At 66.2% G+C, this 17240-nt stretch carries 15 protein-coding genes; 9 read left to right on the top strand and 6 right to left on the bottom strand.

Going from position 1 to position 17240, the window contains the following annotated elements; genetic code table 11:
- Nucleotides 1-228 precede the first annotated feature (228 nt).
- The 4 genes from KR541_RS36425 to KR541_RS36410 all read left to right on the top strand — a co-directional run bounded on the left by KR541_RS36425 (nt 229) and on the right by KR541_RS36410 (nt 11016).
- The gene (locus tag KR541_RS36425; protein ID WP_089484734.1) at nt 229-681 is read left to right on the top strand and encodes a type II toxin-antitoxin system HicB family antitoxin; all 453 of its coding nucleotides are present in this window, start codon (nt 229-231) and stop codon (nt 679-681) included.
- Nucleotides 682-741: 60 nt separating this feature from the next.
- On the top strand, nt 742-9366 hold the full coding sequence (locus tag KR541_RS36420) for a glycoside hydrolase family 94 protein (protein WP_089484718.1): 8625 nt from the start codon (nt 742-744) through the stop codon (nt 9364-9366).
- Between the two features lie 179 nt (nt 9367-9545).
- Nucleotides 9546-9746 carry a glycine zipper 2TM domain-containing protein gene (locus KR541_RS36415; protein ID WP_226248737.1) on the top strand — a complete coding sequence of 67 codons (201 nt, stop codon included), beginning with the start codon at nt 9546-9548 and terminating at the stop codon, nt 9744-9746.
- Between the two features lie 88 nt (nt 9747-9834).
- Nucleotides 9835-11016, top strand: a complete 1182-nt coding sequence (locus KR541_RS36410) for a DesA family fatty acid desaturase (protein ID WP_089484719.1) — start codon at nt 9835-9837, stop codon at nt 11014-11016.
- Nucleotides 11017-11080: 64 nt separating this feature from the next.
- On the opposite strand, the gene KR541_RS36405 is transcribed toward KR541_RS36410, so the two are convergent.
- Both KR541_RS36405 and KR541_RS36400 read right to left on the bottom strand, forming a co-directional pair.
- Complete coding sequence (locus tag KR541_RS36405; protein WP_080001072.1) at nt 11081-11260, bottom strand: hypothetical protein; 180 nt, start codon at nt 11258-11260, stop codon at nt 11081-11083.
- A gap of 67 nt (nt 11261-11327) precedes the next feature.
- The gene (locus KR541_RS36400; RefSeq protein ID WP_089484720.1) at nt 11328-11600 is read right to left on the bottom strand and encodes a hypothetical protein; all 273 of its coding nucleotides are present in this window, start codon (nt 11598-11600) and stop codon (nt 11328-11330) included.
- Between the two features lie 527 nt (nt 11601-12127).
- Here KR541_RS36400 and KR541_RS36390 point away from each other — a divergent pair.
- Nucleotides 12128-12463: a hypothetical protein gene (locus KR541_RS36390; protein WP_089484735.1), complete on the top strand. Its 336-nt coding sequence runs from the start codon at nt 12128-12130 to the stop codon at nt 12461-12463.
- Nucleotides 12464-12578: 115 nt separating this feature from the next.
- On the opposite strand, the gene KR541_RS36385 is transcribed toward KR541_RS36390, so the two are convergent.
- Nucleotides 12579-12755 carry a CsbD family protein gene (locus tag KR541_RS36385; RefSeq protein ID WP_012328536.1) on the bottom strand — a complete coding sequence of 59 codons (177 nt, stop codon included), beginning with the start codon at nt 12753-12755 and terminating at the stop codon, nt 12579-12581.
- A gap of 314 nt (nt 12756-13069) precedes the next feature.
- Between KR541_RS36385 and KR541_RS36380 the strand changes: the two genes are divergently transcribed.
- Entirely contained in the window at nt 13070-13657 is a 588-nt protein-coding gene (locus KR541_RS36380) for a BPSL1445 family SYLF domain-containing lipoprotein (protein WP_089448655.1), read from the top strand.
- A 61-nt stretch (nt 13658-13718) separates the two neighbouring features.
- Nucleotides 13719-13865 (top strand): DUF3096 domain-containing protein, encoded by a 147-nt coding sequence (locus KR541_RS36375; RefSeq protein ID WP_006413561.1) that lies wholly within the window; start codon nt 13719-13721, stop codon nt 13863-13865.
- Here KR541_RS36375 and KR541_RS36370 read toward each other — a convergent pair.
- Entirely contained in the window at nt 13814-14158 is a 345-nt protein-coding gene (locus KR541_RS36370; RefSeq protein WP_089484721.1) for a DUF2252 family protein, read from the bottom strand. The genes KR541_RS36375 and KR541_RS36370 overlap by 52 nt on opposite strands.
- A gap of 43 nt (nt 14159-14201) precedes the next feature.
- Nucleotides 14202-14408: a hypothetical protein gene (locus KR541_RS36365; protein ID WP_089484736.1), complete on the bottom strand. Its 207-nt coding sequence runs from the start codon at nt 14406-14408 to the stop codon at nt 14202-14204.
- A 559-nt stretch (nt 14409-14967) separates the two neighbouring features.
- On the opposite strand from KR541_RS36365, the gene KR541_RS36360 reads away from it, so the two are divergent.
- Nucleotides 14968-15126: a DUF3309 family protein gene (locus KR541_RS36360; RefSeq protein WP_089448652.1), complete on the top strand. Its 159-nt coding sequence runs from the start codon at nt 14968-14970 to the stop codon at nt 15124-15126.
- Between the two features lie 127 nt (nt 15127-15253).
- Here KR541_RS36360 and KR541_RS36355 read toward each other — a convergent pair whose 3' ends face one another.
- Nucleotides 15254-16543, bottom strand: coding sequence for a cation:proton antiporter (locus tag KR541_RS36355; RefSeq protein ID WP_089484722.1), 1290 nt, complete (start codon nt 16541-16543; stop codon nt 15254-15256).
- Nucleotides 16544-16925: 382 nt separating this feature from the next.
- Here KR541_RS36355 and KR541_RS36350 point away from each other — a divergent pair, with 382 nt between their 5' ends.
- Nucleotides 16926-17144, top strand: a complete 219-nt coding sequence (locus KR541_RS36350; RefSeq protein WP_089484737.1) for a hypothetical protein — start codon at nt 16926-16928, stop codon at nt 17142-17144.
- The last annotated feature ends 96 nt before the right edge of the window (nt 17145-17240 follow it).

Below are 17240 nucleotides of genomic sequence, written 5' to 3'. Positions count from 1 at the left end.
TTGATGTGAGTGTGCGCGCCATTGCAGTGCCGATCGGTACGGTGCCGTACCTCGATCGAGCGAGTTGTGCCTGACTGACCGGGTGGCGAGGCATCGGGCGATCCGGGGTGTGAACGGCGGGCAGGTCACCACGAAACGTGCCCCGCAGACTGTTCTTCAGCGTACCGACTCGTCGGGCCGCCGCGACGCATGATGACGTTCGTCGTCATTTTCTGTCGGGAGCGGTTCATGAAATATCCGGTCTATATCACGCATCACGGGAATCCCCGCTATCGCGGCGCGCTTCCGGATTTTCCGGAAATCGATGTGGAGGGTGACTCGTATGGCGAGTTGCAGGCGGCTGCGGCGCGACAGGTCATGGCCTGCTATGACCGCTCCGCGCGTCTCGTGCCGCCGCCGACCACGGACATGGCGATGTTGCAGGCGTCGGATGTCGACCTGGGTAACGGAATCTGGCGGTTCTTCGATATCGACCTGACCGGCGTGACCTCGAGTTCCGTGCGGATCGCGCTGTGCCTGCCGAAGCGCATCGTGCGCGACATCGACATGACGGCGAGCGCGCTGCGCATGACTCGCGATGCGTTCGTGTCGATGGCGTGCACGAACGCCGCCGATCGATCCGCGCAGCATCGCGACGTGCGTTTTGAACCCGTCGCGAAATCGCTGTCGGAAGCGGGTTGATGGTGCGACGCACCGGGTATGACGCCGGACGGGTGGTGCGGTCATTGGGGAGAAGGTGCCTTGAAGATTCACGTTGCGCGTGTTTCGCGACGCCGGACATCGCCATGGAGCAATGCACGGCCGATTCGCGAGGAGTTCTTCGGCGATGAACGGCTTGCGCAGCATGCGGGCAGTCTGGCGCGTGCGCAGAAGGTACTTCCCAGTGCGCCCTCTGGCCCGTCTTTGGCGACGCGGCTGAAGGACAACGCGGATCATCTGCTGAAGGCGTACCGGAACACGGTGGCCGCGGATGCGCGCGGCGAGGAAATCACGCCGGCAGCGGAGTGGCTGCTCGACAACTACTATCTCGTCGCGGAGCAGGTGCGGCAGATCCGCGACGATCTTTCTCCGCGCTATTACCGGCAACTTCCCAAGCTCGGCAACGGGCCGTTTGCCGGTTATCCGCGCGTATTCGAGATCAACTGGTCGTTCGTCGCCCATACGGACAGCCGTTTCGATCCCGATATGCTATGCCGCTTCATGCTCGCCTATCAGGCCGTGGAACCGCTGACGATCGGCGAACTGTGGGCAGTGGCGATCACGCTGCGGATCGTCTTGATCGAAAACCTGCGGCGGCTCGCGGATCAGATCATCGACGACCGGCGCGCGCGACTCGACGCCGACGCGCTCGCGGATCGCCTGCTCGGCGAACGCGGGCAGGCGCGGGTGGAAACCGAGCCGCTCGTCGCCCGTTATGAGCAGGCCGTATTGCACGATGCGTTCGCGGTGCAATTGATTCAGCGGCTGCATGATCCCGATCCGGCCGTCGCGCCGGCGCTGGCGTGGCTGCATCGGCACCTGGCGGCGCGCGGCGCGACACCGGACCAGATCGTCACCTCCGTCAACCATCAGCAGGGCGCTGCCAGCCTGACCGTGCGCAACGTGATCACCAGCATGCGGCTGATTTCGGAGGTGGACTGGACCGATCTGTTCGAGCGCATCAGCCTGGTCGATCAGGTGCTGCGCAGCCATCCGGGCTTCGCGGAGATGGATTTCCCCACGCGCAACCTGTATCGCGACGCGGTGGAAGCGCTTGCCCGCGGCGCGCCCGTCAGCGAACTCGAGATTGCCCGCCGCGCCGTCGCCGATGCAGCGGCGCAAGGGGCGAGCCGCGTGCCGGCCGCCGGCGCGGTGCCGGCCCGCGAGACGGACCCCGGTTACTACCTGCTGGCGGACGGCCGCACCGCGTTCGAGGCGGAGATCGGCTATCGGCCGCCCGTTGCGTTGTGGTTGCGACGCCTGACGCGCCACGCCGGTCTCGGCGGCTATCTCGGCCGTATCGGGCTGATTGCGGCACTGCTGCTCACGGCCATGCTGGCGTGGCTCACTCGCATCGAGCCACCCGGTCACTGGTTGATCTGGCTCGGCGTCGCCGGCCTGCTACCCGCGCTCGATGCCGCGGTCGCGCTCGTCAATCGCGGCGTGATGCGCGATGTCGGCGCGAAGATCCTGCCCGGCCTCGCATTGCGCGACGGCATTCCGCCAGGCCTGCGCACGATGGTCGCCGTGCCGGTGCTGCTGACGACGGAAGCGGCGCTCGGCGAGCAGATCGAGCAACTGGAAATTCATCATCTGGCGAGCCCTGACGGCGCGCTTTACTTCGCATTGCTTTCCGACTGGGTGGACGCGCCCACCCCGCACGCAGACAGTGATGACGAACTGCTGGCATCCGCGACGGCGGGCATCGACCGGTTGAATCGCCTTTATCCGGCGGCGCCTGGCGAGGGCGAGCGCTTTCTGCTGCTGCACCGCAAGCGCGTGTGGAACGGCGGCGAACGGTGCTGGATGGGCTGGGAGCGCAAGCGCGGCAAGCTGCACGAGCTGAACCGGTTGCTGCGCGGGTCGTTGGACACGACGTTCGTCGCGCTGGCAGGCAGGCCGCCGCGCGTGCCGCCTGACGTGCGCTACGTGATCACGCTCGATGCCGATACGCGGCTGCTGCGCGATACCGTGCGCCGCCTGATCGGCAAGATGGCGCACCCGCTCAACCGGCCGATATTCGATTCGGCGAGCCGGCGCATCGTCGAAGGCTACGGCGTCCTTCAGCCGCGCGTCACGTCGTCCCTCGCAAGCGGCGACGAGGGGTCGCTGTTCCAGCGCGTGTCGTCGAGCGCGCACGGCATCGATCCCTACGTGTCGGCCGTATCGGATGTCTACCAGGACCTGTTCGACGAAGGCTCCTATGCGGGCAAGGGCATCTACGACGTCGATGCGTTCGAGGCGGTGCTCGCCGGCCGCGTGCCGGAGAACACGGTGCTCAGTCACGATCTGTTCGAAGGCATTTTCGCGCGGGCCGGGCTGGCGTCGGATGTCGAGGTCGTCGAAGCGTCGCCGTCCCGCTACGACGTCGCGGCGGGACGCCTGCACCGGTGGGCGCGCGGGGACTGGCAGCTCCTGCCTTGGTTGATTTTCGGCCACGAACGGCTGACGGCGGTCGGCCGCTGGAAGATGCTGGACAACCTGCGCCGCACGCTCACGGCGCCCGCCATGCTGATCGCGCTACTGGTCGGATGGATGCTGCCGCTCCCCGTATCGCTCGGCTGGAGCGCCTTCGTGCTGGTGACGATCGCGTTGCCGTTCCTGTTGCCCGTATTGAGCGGACTGGTGCCGCGCTGGCGGCGCGCGCATGTCAGGATGACGACGCGCAGCGTGCTCCATGCGTGGTCGATGGAGCTACGCTTCGCGTTGACGCGGTTCGGCCTGTCGATCGTCATGCTGCCGCAGCAGGCGTGGTCGATGGGCGACGCGATCGCGCGCACGCTGTTTCGCTTGGGGATCAGCCGTCGCCACCTGCTCGAATGGACGACAGCGGCCGCAGCGGGCGCGAGCGACCGTCGGACCCTCGCGTCCACCTATCTGCAAATGCGCGGCGGCGTGACGCTCGCGCTGCTTGCCGCGGCTGCCAGCCTGACGGCGGGCTGGCGCTTCGATCGTCATACGGGCTGGCTGGCCGTGCCGTTCGTACTCATCTGGCTTGCCGCGCCGGCGGTCGCGTATTGGCTGAGCCGTGCACCACGGCCGGCAGGCGAACTGGCGGTGACCCCGCACGATGCGCGTCAACTGCGGCGCGACGCGCGCCGGACCTGGCGTTATTTCGAGACGTTCGTGACGGCGGACGAGCAGATGCTGCCGCCGGACAATTTCCAGGAGGACCCGAAGCCCGTTTGCGCGCACCGGACATCGCCCACCAATATCGGGCTGTACCTGTTGTCCGTCGTCAGCGCCCGCGAGTTCGGCTGGCTCGGCACGCTGGACGCGGTGTCGCGGCTGGAGGCGACGCTCGCGACGATGCGGCTGATGTCGCGCTATCGTGGCCATTTCTACAACTGGTACGACACGCGCGACCTGCGGCCTCTCGAGCCGCGGTATGTATCGTCGGTCGACAGCGGCAATCTTGCCGGGCACCTGATCGCGCTCGGCAACGGTTGCCGGGCGTGGGCGAATCAGCCCGCTGGCGTGGGACGGCAGGCCGCGCACGAAGGGATCGGCGATACGCTGGCGCTGTTGCGCAAGGCCGTGTGCCGAAATGGCAACGCCCGGACGGCCTTGCACGGCGAATTCGAGCGGGCCGCGACCGAGCTTGAGGACACGCTCGCCGCGACGGATGGCCGCGCCGCGACGGAATGGAACGCGATCACGATCCTCGCTGCGACAGTCGCCGACGTCGCGCGCGCCCTGATGGACGAGGTCGGCCGGGTGCGGGGCGGCGACGTCGACGACGTGCTGTTCTGGGCGCAGGCGCTGGAGCACGGGGTGCAAGGGCATTGTCGTGACGCGACGCGCACGCCGGACGAAGCGGACGTGCTGAACAAGCGTCTTCAGGTGCTGGCCGATTCCGCGTTGCAGATGGCCTATGCGATGGAGTTCGGCTTTCTGCTCGACCCGGTGCGGAACCTGCTTTCGATCGGCTACGCCGTGGCCGACGGGCAGCGCGATCCGGGCAACTACGACCTGCTGGCGTCGGAGGCTCGCCTGGCGAGCTTCGTCGCGATCGCGAAAGGGGATGTCCCGGCGCGCCACTGGTTCCGGCTAGGCCGCCTGGCGACGCCGATCGGGCACGGCGCCGCGCTGGTCTCGTGGTCGGGATCGATGTTCGAATACCTGATGCCGTCGCTCGTGATGCGCGCGCCGGACAGCAGCCTGCTCGCGCGGACCAACCACCTGGTGGTGCGTCGGCAGATCGCCTACGGCGACGGGCTGCGGCTGCCGTGGGGCATGTCCGAGTCGGCGTACAACACGCGCGACATCGAGCTGACCTATCAGTATTCGAGTTTCGGCGTGCCGGAGCTGGGGCTCAAGCGCGATCTCGACCAGAATCTGGTGGTCGCGCCCTATGCGACCGCGCTGGCGGCGATGGTCGCGCCGCATGCCGCCGCGTGCAACTTCGAACGGCTGCGCACGGCCGGCGCGTGCGGGCGCTTCGGCTTCTACGAAGCACTCGACTATACGCCCGCGCGCGTGCCGGAAGGCGTGCCGGTTGCCATCGTGCAGGCGTTCATGGCGCATCACCAGGGCATGTCGATCGTGGCGATCGCCAATGCGTTGCTGGGCGGGCGTATTCGCACCTTCTTCCATGCGGAACCGGCCGTTCGAGCCACCGAGCTGCTGTTGCAGGAGCGGGTGCCGGGCCGGGTCGCGGCAGGGCGGCCGCGGGTCGACACGCGCCCCGCCGGCAGGATGCATGGGATCGATGCCGGCGTCGCGCGGCGCCTGCTGTCCGCGAACGATCCCGCCCCCGTCACGCATCTTCTGTCCAACGGCCGCTATGCCGTGATGCTCACGGCCGCGGGGTCCGGCTACAGCCGTCGCGACGATCTGGCCGTTACGCGCTGGCGGGAGGACGCGACGCGCGACGATTGGGGCAGCTATCTGTATCTGCGAGACGCCGAGAGCGGCGACGTGTGGTCGGCCACGTGGCAGCCCACTGGTGTGGTGCCGGACAGCTACGACGTGACGTTCACCGAGGATCGCGCCGAATTCGTGCGTCGCGACGGCACCTTGACGACGTCGCTCGAGGTGGTGGTATCCGCCGAGGACGACGCAGAGGTGCGTCGGGTGTCGGTAGCCAACACGGGCACCCGGCCGCGCGTGATCGAATTCACGTCGTACGCGGAAATCGTGCTCGCGCCGGCCGCCGCCGATCACGCGCATCCCGCATTCTCGAAGCTGTTCATCGAGACCGAGTACATGCCGGCGTCCGGCGCCATCCTGGCGACGCGCCGCAAGCGCGCGCCGAACGAGGCGGAGGTTTGGGCCGCTCATCTGGCGGTGACTGCCGGCGAAACCGTCGGCGCGGAAGAATTCGATACCGATCGATTGCGTGTCATCGGACGCGGACGCAGCGTTCGCTTGCCGCTTGCGCTGACTGAACGGCGTGCACTGAGTGCTTCCGAAGGCGCGGTGCTGGACGCGGCGTTCACGTTGCGGCGGCAACTGCGCATCGAGCCGGGCGCGAAGGCGAGCATCGTCTACTGGACCATCGTCGCGGATTCGCGCGCGCAGTTGCTCGATCTGGTCGACAAGCATCGCGACGGCGAATCGTTCGCGCGTGCGGCGATGCTCGCGTGGACCCAGGCGCAGGTGCAGCTGCGGCACAGCGCGGTGAGCCTCGACGAGGCCGCGTTGTTCCAGCAGCTGGCCGGATACATGCTCTACAGCGATGCGTCGATGCGGCCGGGCTCCGCGGCGCTGCTGCGCCATGCGGCGGCGATATCGGCGGCGGGAGGCGTGGGCGCGTCGCCGTTATGGACGCATGGCGTATCGGGGGATCTGCCGATACTGCTGGTCCGGATCGACGACATCGAGCACATCGCCATGGTGCGGCAGTTGATTCGCGCGCACGAGTACTGGCGGATGAAGCGGCTCGAGGTCGATCTGGTCATCATTAACGAGCGCGCGGCGTCGTATGTGCAGGATTTGCAGGCGGCGCTCGAGGGGCTGGTGCGGCCCCGGCAGCCGTCGGGCGAAGCCGGACGCGGCAGTATTTTCGTGCTGCGCGAGGACCTGATGGCGGTGGCGGCGCGCGCGCTGTTTCCCGCCGTTGCGCGGGCCGTGCTCGCCGCGCGCAATGGCCGGCTGGTGGATCAATTGCGGCGCCTCGGGGCTTCGCCGCTGCCCGCGCGCCCGGATGCCGCGAGCCCGCCGCTGCTACTGCCCGCGATTCCGTCACCGAATGGCGCACAGGCCGGCGCCGGTCTCGAATACTTCAACGGCATCGGCGGTTTCGCGCGCGGCGGCCGCGAATACGTCGTGATCCTGCAGCCCGGTCAATGCACGCCGATGCCGTGGGTCAACGTCGTCGCGAATCCGTCGTGCGGCTTCCTGACATCGGCGGAGGGGGGCGGCTATACCTGGGTGACGAACAGCCGCGAGCATCCGCTGACGCCGTGGTCGAACGACCCGGTCACCGATCCGCCGAGCGAAGTGTTCTACATCCGCGACGACGAGACGGGCGTGCGCTGGGGGCCGCAGGCGGGTTCGATCGGCGACGACGCGCCGAGCGCGAGCGCTTTCGTGGCGAGTCATGGCCAGGGCTACAGCCGGTTTGCGCATTCCGCCGTCGACGTCGCCGTCGAGTTGCTGCAGTTCGTGCCGCTGGCCGATCCTGTCAAGATTTCCCGCCTGACGTTGCGCAACCTGTCGAGTCGGCGCCGCCGGCTGTCCGTCGCCACCTATGCGGAGTGGGCGCTGGGGGCGTCGCGCAGCGCCGCGGCGCCACACACCGCGAGCGAGATCGATCCGCCGACCGGCGCGCTGTTTGCCCGCAACGACTGGAGTCAGGTGTATCGCGGCAGAGTGGCGTTCGTCGATTTATGCGGGCTGCAAACCTCGTGGAGCGCGGACCGGCGCGAGTTCATCGGCCGCAATGGCGTCCTGAGCGATCCCGCCGGTTTTCCGGGCAGGGCCGGCGCGTCGCCGTTGTCGGGCCGCGTCGGCACCGGGCTCGACCCGTGTGCCGCGTTGCAGACCACGGTCGATCTCGAACCCGGCGGCAGCGTCGAAATCGTCTTGCTGCTCGGCGAAGGCGCTGACGCGGCAACGGCGCGACAGTTGATCGCGCATTACCGTCAGGCGGATCTCGACGCGATATTCGCCGCCGTGACGGCGTTCTGGGACGAGACGCTCGGCGCCGTTCAGGTCGAAACGCCCGATCGCGCGATGGATCTGATGCTGAATCGCTGGCTGCTGTACCAGACGCTGTCGTGCCGGATCTGGGCGCGTGCGGGCTTCTATCAGGCGAGCGGCGCGTACGGTTTTCGCGACCAGCTGCAGGACGGCATGGCGCTCGCGGTCGCCCGCCCAGCCCTGACGCGCGAGCATCTGCTGCGGGCGGCGGCGCGCCAGTTTCCCGAGGGCGACATGCAGCACTGGTGGCTGCCCGAAAGCGGCAGCGGCGTACGCACGCGGATCTCCGACGATCGCGTCTGGCTCGCCCATGCGGTTGCGCACTACGTCGACGTCAGCGGCGACCGCGCGATTCTCGATGCGTCGATCCCGTTCATCGACGGGCGACCGCTGGCCGCCGACGAGCACGACGCGTTCTTCATTCCACGCGTCTCGGAAACGAGCGCGTCGCTGTTCGAGCATTGCGTGCGCGGGCTGGAGTCGAGTCTCGCGCAGGTCGGCGAGCATGGCCTGCCGCTGTTCGGCACGGGCGACTGGAACGACGGCATGAACCGGGTCGGCGAGGCCGGGCGGGGCGAAAGCGTCTGGCTCGGGTGGTTCCTGCATGCGACGCTCACGGCGTTCGCTCCGCTCGCCACGGCGCGCGGCTCGGGCGAACTGGCGGCGCGCTGGCTGACGCGCGCCGGCGTGTTGCGCGAAGCGCTTGCCGATGCGGGGTGGGATGGCGAGTGGTATCGGCGTGGCTACTTCGACGACGGTACGCCGCTCGGCTCGGCCGGCAACGCCGAATGTGCGATCGACGCGATCGCGCAGTCGTGGAGCGTGCTGTCGGGCGCGGCGGACCCGGCGCGCGCCGCGCAGGCAATGGACGCGCTGGAAGCGCGGCTGATCCGCCGCGACGATGGCTTGGCATTGCTGTTTGCGCCGCCGTTCGATCAATCGCCGGTCGATCCCGGCTATATCAAGGGTTATCCGCCGGGCATCCGGGAAAACGGTGGCCAGTACACGCATGCGGCCACGTGGTCGGTGCTTGCGTTTGCGCAAATGGGTGACGGAGATCGCGCCGCGAAGCTGTTCGCGCTGCTCAATCCGGTCAATCGCAGTCGCACGCGCAGCGGCGCGAATCGTTATCGGGTGGAACCGTACGTGGTCGCGGCCGACGTCTATTCGGTCGCGCCGCATGTCGGCCGTGGCGGATGGACCTGGTACACCGGCTCGGCGGGCTGGCTATATCGTGCGGGCATCGAAGGCCTGCTCGGCCTGCGCAGGCATGGCGACATGCTGTCCATTCAACCGTGCATACCGCGATCCTGGCCGGGCTTCAGGGCAACGCTGCGCCACGGGGCGTCGCACTACGACATCGTCGTCGAGAATCCGGACGACGTCAGCGGCGGCGTGTCCCGCCTCGTCGTGGATGGCGTGCGGCTCGCCGCCGGAGAAGCGATGGTGCGACTCGTGGACGACGGTCGGCGTCACAGCGTGGTCGTGACGCTGGGGGCGGCGCAAGCGGTGCTTCTGTGAGGCGCCGGGGCGGCATCCGGGCCGGTACGTTAGCGGACGGACTGCGCGCGATTCACCGCCCATCATGAACCGACGTCCCGAATTTCATCGGGATGTCAGCGCATGGGCTTCCGTGCGTCGTGCCGGATCGGACGGCGCGGCGGCAACCCGAGGGGATGATCATGAGAAAGCTACATTCCATGGCAGTCGAGATGGCGATCGTCACGTTGACGATCGTCGTGCTGGCGGGTTGCGGCGGTATGTCTCGCCGCGGAACGGATACCGTGATCGGGGCGGGTGTCGGTGGCGTCGCCGGCGCGGTCCTGACGGGCGGCAGTGCGTTGGGCACGGTGGGCGGCGCGGCCGTCGGCGGCGTTGTCGGCAACCAGGTCGGGAAATAGGCCGGCCGACGGGTAGGGAATCGGCACGCGCACTCGCCGTCGCGGCGAAGCGCGCGCGGATACATGCGTGACCCGGAGTGCGACCGGTATGTCGGCATTTCTCCTGAACGGCGAGCTGAGGCTGTCCTGGTGGCAGCTTGCGGGGGTCGTGTTCGTGCTCACGCATGTCACCATCATCAGCGTGACCGTGTACCTGCACCGCTGTCAGGCGCATCGGGCGCTGGATCTGCGCCCGTGCGCCAGCCACTTCTTCCGGTTCTGGCTGTGGTTGACGACCGGCATGCTGACCCTGCAGTGGGTCGCGGTGCATCGCAAGCATCACGCGAGAAGCGAGACCCCGGAGGATCCGCATAGCCCGCGAACCCGTGGCCTCGCGACCGTGCTGCTTCGCGGCGCGGAACTGTACCGGGAGGAAGTGCGGAACGAGGAAACGCTGCGCCGGTATGGATCGGGTACGCCCGACGACTGGCTCGAGCGCCACGTCTATGCCCGCTATCCGAATCTCGGCGTCGGGCTGCTCGCCGTGATCGACGTCGGGTTGTTCGGGCTCCCCGGCGTGGCGGCGTGGGCGATCCAGATGATGTGGATTCCGTTCTGGGCCGGTGGCGTGATCAACGGTTGCGGCCACTTCGGCGGTTATCGGAATTTTGCGACGCCCGATGCGAGCACCAACATTTTCCCGCTGGGCATCCTGATCGGCGGGGAAGAACTGCATAACAATCACCACGCATACGTGACGTCCGCCAGGCTGTCGAACCGATGGTTCGAGTTCGACATCGGCTGGCTGTACATCCGCCTGCTGGCGGCGTTGAGACTGGCGACCGTTCGGCGCGTCGCTACGAAGCCGCGCCTGCTCCCGAACAAGGCAGTGGTCGACGACGCAACGCTGCAAGCGGTCATCCGCAACCGGCATGCGGTGATGGCAGCCTATGCGCGCATGCTCGAACCCGCCTGCCGGCGCGAACTGCGCCGCATCAAGGACATGAGCCGCGACGACAAGCGCGCGTTCGCGCTCGCCATGAAACGCTGGTTGCGCCAGGCCTGGGGCCATCGGGGCAAGCCCGATCTGCGGCCGCTGACGAGCCAAAATGCCAATCGGCGAATGCGCGTGTACGTCGATATGTACGAGGCGTTGCTCGAGCTATGGACGTGGTCGCACGCATCGCACGAGCAATTGCTGGTTCAGTTGCAGGATTGGTGCCGTTGCGCGGAGCAGAGCGGCATCAAGGCGATTGCCGATTTCTCGATGCGCCTGCGCCGGTATGCGTGATCCCGGCATGCCGGTGACCCGCCATGCGGGACCGGCATGCCACAGCGTGCGGCGCAAGCGCCGCTCATCTCGCCCGATTGTCTGGGTGCGAATAACGCCACTTGCTTGCATTGGAATTGATGCCGGCATCCTGGCGGATGCGCTTTTCGGCGCGTTCGACGTCGGCACGGGCCAGATCATCCCGCTGCTTTTGCCGGGTCGCGTCATCGCGCCGATCGATTGAGGTGCCTGAGTGATATTTCATGGATCGCTCCTGAGTGAGGTGTGCTCGCGTCGCAAGACGTCGCGTCGAGCCGGATGTGGCGGACGGATCAGATCGCCGTGGGGGCGATCTTGCCGTCCACGATGTCCTTGCCGAATTGCATCGCCAGGTCGAGTGCGAGCGCCGCCGTTTGCGGAGCGCCATGCTCGAAAATGGTCGAGTAACGCGGTGCCGTTGCGGAGGTTGCCGGAATCGTGTCGATGCGCACGACTGAAGCAAAACGCTTCGGGCCGGGAGCGTGGGGATCGCCGAACGGCGGGAAAAGCATTTGTGAATAGACGCGGAGTTCATGTCCGCGATATTCGAGCGTGGGGATGGTCATGATTTGCTCCTGACAGAGCAACGATTGGCGCCGAAGGATTCAAGGGCGCCGATGCCTTGACAACAAACCGGCAGGTATCTTCAGTGTGCGCGCTCGACAATGGTTTCGCAATAACAATATCGGATACCGAAGCATATTTTCGATGCGGGTCAATCAGCGAGTTGCGGTGCGGTTGCGGAAGAATTCGCTTCCAAATAGTCGATACCGTACAGACCGACGCGCGTCGCCCGGGTCACGATGAACTCAACACCGAGGAGGCCGCCATGTGCATCCCACTTTCACCCGAGGTCGTCGAGACCCTCAAATCGCTTGATCGGGTTCGCGATTGCCAGGCTGATATTCCACGCGCCATAGCCGATGAACTGCTGACCCACGGGCTTGCATACGAGTTGCGCACCGGCGGTTCGATCAACATGACGGCGGCAGGCCGTCTGTGGCTGAATCGGTGTGCGGATTTGCGCGCATGCGTTGACCAGGCGAGACCGGATTTTGTCCTGTACAACGATCCATGGATCCATGAGGCAATGATGAAAACCCAATCTACACGATGGTTTGCGCTGGACCAATACGCGCCCATTCGCGACGGATGGTATGAAGTGCGACTGGTGAGCGGCGACACGGCGTTTGCGAAGTTTGGCGATGGCGAATGGACGGAAAAGCCGATGCTTACCTTTACGCGCTGGCGAGGCTTGCGCTCCGATCCAGCCAAGTCGGGCGATGCAGTGGATGCGACCGCAGATGCGACCGCGGCGAAAGGTGTCCGGGACGCGTGGGACGCGTTCTTTCCCGGCGTGGGAAACGAGCAGCACAAGCCGCTTGCCGCTGCGCATGGCGACCACCCCCGACGCATTGAGGCATCGTGACGGTCAGTCGGGAAGCGGGTATCGCCGGATGTTGCCTGCACGCGCCGTCAACATCCAGTGAATCCGCATCACGTTGCCCGATCGCGCGGCGCTACGGAACCGTTCGAGCGCCCCCCTACGGCCGCTTCCTGAATTGCTCTTTCGCGTCACCGAATGACGCTTGTGTCTTTCCGACGACCTGCTCGACCGTGCCCTGCATTCTGGTCGATCGATTTCCCATGATCCTGCCGACCATTTCCTTCAGTCTGCCTTTCGCTTCCGCGATGCGGCCTCTCACCTGATCCCTGTTCATCACACTGCTCCTTGACATGGGTCGCCTGCTTGATCGGTACGAAACCTGGAACCATCGAAGCGTCGTATCGGGCGCTTTACGCGGAACAACCGGTGCGCCCGAAGACACACTGAGCGCAATCGCGATGGAAGTCGGTACGATGCCGTACGCGGATCGCCGCCGGTGCGCCAGCGTATGCATGCGGGCGGCGGTTGGATCGATCGCCGCGAAGCCAGGTTGAGAAGGTTGTCTGTTTTTGCAGGCTTGGTACGCTTTCGTACCGCATTCGCCTGTGTGTAGCGTCAGGGGTATCCACGAACAACCTGGGGTGAATCATGCAGCGACGAACATTTCTATGGGGTACGCCGGGATCGATCCTGGCTATCGGCCTCGCGGTCTCGGGATGCACGACGACCGGTACATCCGACGCCAGTGGTCACCAGACCGACAAGCGCCACACCATCGATGCAGGCGTCGACTCGACCCTCGCACGCCTTTACACGACCGCCAAAGGCTCGCGTGAACTCGTCGGCAAGGCGCGCGGCGTGCTGGTATTCCCGTCGGTCATCGCGGCCGGCTTCTTCGTCGGCGGCCAGTACGGCGAAGGCTCGCTGCGCGTTGCCGGCAGCACGGTCGGTTACTACAGCACCACGACCGGCTCGATCGGCCTGCAGATCGGTGCGCAATCGAAAGCCATCATTTTCCTGTTCATGACCGAGGATGCGCTTGGTCGCTTCCGTAACAGCGAAGGCTGGTCGGTGGGCGGCGACGCATCGGTGGCAGTACTGAAAGTCGGCGCGAACGGCAATGTCGACACCAGCACCGCGACCGCGCCGATCGAAGCATTCGTACTGACGAACAACGGATTGATGGCCGGCGTGACGCTGGAAGGCACGAAGGTCACCCGGCTCAAGTCGCTGTAACGAGCGGCGGACGCGGGGCGGCTTGGTCTTCATTGGTTGTTTTCATTCTTGCGGAGGGCGTATGCACATTCTCACGAGCGCGGGCCCACTGGTTTCGCTGATCGCCGGCATTCTGATTCTGGTGGTGCCCCGTCTGTTGAATTACATCGTGGCGATCTACCTCATCGTCATCGGGTTGCTCGGGCTGTTCGGAGGACATCTCCACTGAACCGAGCCTCTCGCGAAAAAGCAGGTGACGAAACTCGCGGGCGGCGCCCGCGATCTCCGACTGTCGACGTGCCCCTGAGCGTTCGCGACGGGGCCCGGATTGCCTGCGTGGCAGTTGCCGCCAATCCGGACCGGGGGTTCTTCCGGTAACGTGCGGCGCTCCAGGCTCTCGAGCCATGCGTGGAATCTGACGGTATTGCCCCGGACATAGGCGCGGGCCGACCGCGCCATCTTCACGCTCCGGAGCGCAACGAGGGCAGCCTGCCACCCGCTGACGGGCGTGGGCCGGCGCATCGCACGACTCTGAGCGCGTGGTGGCTGAAGCGGGCTGCATGCGCTATGGAGTCGATCGGCATGCCGTTCCCGGACGCGGGCTCGCGTCGGAACGCTTTTGCTCCGCGGTGCGCGGTTGCTCGCGCGCGTTCGGGTTCGTCAGCCTCGGCTTTTCGGGGGCAATGGGCATTCCGTCATCGGTCGCGGTATCTTGCGCATATTTCCGATGCTGTTGCGGCGTGCCGCGGGCTTTCCGAGTCAGGTCGTTCATGAGCTTCTCCGGTGAATGCCGCTTCGCATGGATCCGGCCGCTCGAACCGGAGCACGGCGAGACCATCGGCAGTGTGTCGGCGCGTTGTGGCGCCGAGCGCGTATCGGCATCGGCAGCGCATGCGCGCGTGCCGACCCAGAATGGACGAGCGAACAGCGGAAGTCGGTACAGTGGCGGCTGGCGTCGCTTCGGACCGGCACGCCGATGATTTGCGCCGATGTCCGCGATAATCCGCACGCGTCCGGTACGTTGCCGGACAGACTCCATGCGTGCGTCCGCCTACATTGATTTCGAAAGAGTCGATGCACGTCCCGAACCGGGTGCATCGAGCACGTGTCCTGCATGTAGGAGCAGGACGACTGACTCCCCGGCTCCTCCGGCATTCGAGATACGGCACCGCCCATTTCGACGCGACAGGCGGCGAACGGCGCGTGCGCGCGTCGACGTGGAAGCGCACGGGAGCGTATCGACGGACACATCGGTTCGATTGCATTCGATGGCCATCGTTGCGAGCGCACTGCGCCATGACCCGCCGGATGATTGATTGAGGAGAGACGACATGTCACTGGGACTTCTTCTACTGATCGTTGTCGTGCTGCTGATGGTCGGGGTGATCCCGACCTGGCGCTACAGCAACGGCTGGGGGTATGGTCCAAGCGGATTGCTGGGCTTGGTATTGGTCGTGTTACTCATCCTGATGCTGCTGGGCAGGCTGTGACGCGGGACATCATCGGCGCTGCAGGTTCATGGGAAGACTGCCGCCCGACACCGCGAGTGTCGGGTGTGGCATCCCGCCGAATCGTTCGACCCGCGTACGCATCGCGCCACCGCGCCCGCGCTGGATCTCACGCATAGCGACGCATGAGCGGCGCGGCTGAAATGCCGTGCAGCACGATCGACATGGCGATGATGGCCAGTACCCATGGAACCAGCGGCAACAGTTGCGCACGCGGCCCTTGCTCGAGGGCCAGCATCAGGTAATACAGGGAACCCACGCCGCGAATGCCGAACCAGCTGATCAGCCGGCGCTGGTGGCGCGACGCCTGGGATCCTATCAGCGCGAGCCCGGTGGCCGCCGGCCGGATGACGAACAGCAGGGTCGCGACCACGGCCGCGTCGGCCCAGGTGAGCATGTCAACCCAATAGCGGGAGACGAGCGCGCCGATCAGCAGGATCAGCACGGCTTCGGCGATGTGTTCGAGCTCGATCGTGAATCCCATGACCGACTCCGCGACGAAGGCATGGGCTTTGTCGGGATCGGTGGCGGTGGCCTCGACATCCTCGCTGTCCACGATGCCGACCGTCTCCTTCGACGTCTTCCGGCCGCTCGTTCGATGCTCGACACGCCGCATCGCGACGCCCGCGGCGAACACGGCCAGGAACCCGTAGCCATGAATGGCGAGCGTCACGCCGTACGACAGCATGATCAGGCCCAGCGCGAAGAACCCTTCGAGGCCGAGCGCCTGTCCGTGGCGGCTGCGCAGGAATGCGACGAGCCGGGCGGTGGCGAAGCCGAGCAGCCAGCCGGCGCCCACGCCGGAGGTGATACCCCATGCAATGCCGCCGAGCATGCTCCAGTGAAGCTCCGACATCGTGCCAGACCCGCACGCAAGCAGGCCGATCACCGCGCAAGGGTAGGCGGTGCCGTCGTTGATCCCGCCTTCGCCGGACAACGAAAAACGCACCAGTTCGACGTCACCCGCGTCGCGTACGCCGACGTCATGAGCGAGCACGGGATCCGTCGGCGCGATCATCGCGCCCAGCAGTACCGCGACGCCGAGACTCAAATGCAGCACCAGCATGCCGAGCGCGGCGATCGACGCGACGGTGAAGATCATCGCGACGACGCCAAGCCGAATCGGCAGCATCCAGCGGCGATCGGCGGGCGGGACACGCAGCCTCAGGCCGATCGCGAACAGCGAGATCAGCAAGCCGATTTCGGCCGCGATGCGCAAGTGCGTGACGTCGTCCGGCAATGTCAGCGACAAGAAGCCGAGGCCGGCCGGTCCGATCAGAAAGCCGATCCCGAGATACACCATGGCCGCGCTCAGCGGCAGACGCTTGAGCGACGACCCGATGAGTCCCATGAAAATCAGCAGGGCTCCGAAGATGAGGCATCCGATGGTTTCGGTCAATTTGAATGTCCTGCGTGGGTAACGTCGCGCTCGCCGCGCGTCGAGCGTCGAACGCAGGTCGCCATGCGGTGTCGTTCAGGCGGCACGCGGCACGCGCGGGACGGCACACACCGGACTGGGCGTCGATGCCTTGCATTCGTCGCACAATATCGCTCCGGTCGTACCACGTTCGCAGCGAGTCGATTCGGCGTCTGTCCGATGGCGGACAAAGAACCGGGCGCAACCGTCGCAACCATCGCGATCGAAATGACGCGTGGCCGCGGCTGACGCAGCCGGGAAAGTGCACACGAAGCGGCATGCACCCATGTACGGTAGCGGGCAGAGCGGTGCAGTGCTTCGTCATAGATTGTTCGCCGATCCTCGTGACAACTGGAGCATGGCCATGGCGCATACAGCAATCGAGGGAGATCTGCGTTCACTTGAACGACTCGTTGCACGCGTCACGCTCGGTGAGCCTGCGCCATGGGCTCTCTGGCGCATTCGGCTGGAATCGATCCTGGAACACGGCTGCGTGACACCCTCGGAGCGCATGCATCTCGTCAGCATCATCGCCCTTCTCCTCATGCTCGAGCGTCGAGCGGGCAAGCTGGCCGCGCATTGAGCACGGCCGCCGCGTCGCGCGTTCGAGGGGGGCGCGGCGGCGCCCGCCATCCGCCGGGCGCGTGGCGGTAGTCATGGTTCGCGCTCGAACGAGAAT

Origin of the sequence: Burkholderia sola (assembly GCF_905400185.1) — a bacterium.
Taxonomy (GTDB): Bacteria; Pseudomonadota; Gammaproteobacteria; order Burkholderiales; family Burkholderiaceae; genus Burkholderia; species Burkholderia sola.
The sequence above is the reverse complement of the archived record's forward strand: the minus strand, read 5'-3'. Positions and strand labels throughout refer to the sequence as shown.

What these genes read in the sequence shown, in the direction of transcription:
- KR541_RS36350 (WP_089484737.1), top strand. Translation starts at nt 16,926, where the DNA reads ATGGCGCATACAGCAATCGAGGGAGATCTGCGTTCACTTGAACGACTC.
- KR541_RS36415 (WP_226248737.1), top strand. Translation starts at nt 9,546, where the DNA reads ATGGCAGTCGAGATGGCGATCGTCACGTTGACGATCGTCGTGCTGGCG.
- KR541_RS36365 (WP_089484736.1), bottom strand. Translation starts at nt 14,408, where the DNA reads ATGAACGACCTGACTCGGAAAGCCCGCGGCACGCCGCAACAGCATCGG.
- KR541_RS36410 (WP_089484719.1), top strand. Translation starts at nt 9,835, where the DNA reads ATGTCGGCATTTCTCCTGAACGGCGAGCTGAGGCTGTCCTGGTGGCAG.
- KR541_RS36385 (WP_012328536.1), bottom strand. Translation starts at nt 12,755, where the DNA reads ATGAACAGGGATCAGGTGAGAGGCCGCATCGCGGAAGCGAAAGGCAGA.
- KR541_RS36425 (WP_089484734.1), top strand. Translation starts at nt 229, where the DNA reads ATGAAATATCCGGTCTATATCACGCATCACGGGAATCCCCGCTATCGC.
- KR541_RS36360 (WP_089448652.1), top strand. Translation starts at nt 14,968, where the DNA reads ATGTCACTGGGACTTCTTCTACTGATCGTTGTCGTGCTGCTGATGGTC.
- KR541_RS36405 (WP_080001072.1), bottom strand. Translation starts at nt 11,260, where the DNA reads ATGAAATATCACTCAGGCACCTCAATCGATCGGCGCGATGACGCGACC.
- KR541_RS36375 (WP_006413561.1), top strand. Translation starts at nt 13,719, where the DNA reads ATGCACATTCTCACGAGCGCGGGCCCACTGGTTTCGCTGATCGCCGGC.
- KR541_RS36370 (WP_089484721.1), bottom strand. Translation starts at nt 14,158, where the DNA reads ATGCGCCGGCCCACGCCCGTCAGCGGGTGGCAGGCTGCCCTCGTTGCG.
- KR541_RS36400 (WP_089484720.1), bottom strand. Translation starts at nt 11,600, where the DNA reads ATGACCATCCCCACGCTCGAATATCGCGGACATGAACTCCGCGTCTAT.
- KR541_RS36390 (WP_089484735.1), top strand. Translation starts at nt 12,128, where the DNA reads ATGAAAACCCAATCTACACGATGGTTTGCGCTGGACCAATACGCGCCC.
- KR541_RS36380 (WP_089448655.1), top strand. Translation starts at nt 13,070, where the DNA reads ATGCAGCGACGAACATTTCTATGGGGTACGCCGGGATCGATCCTGGCT.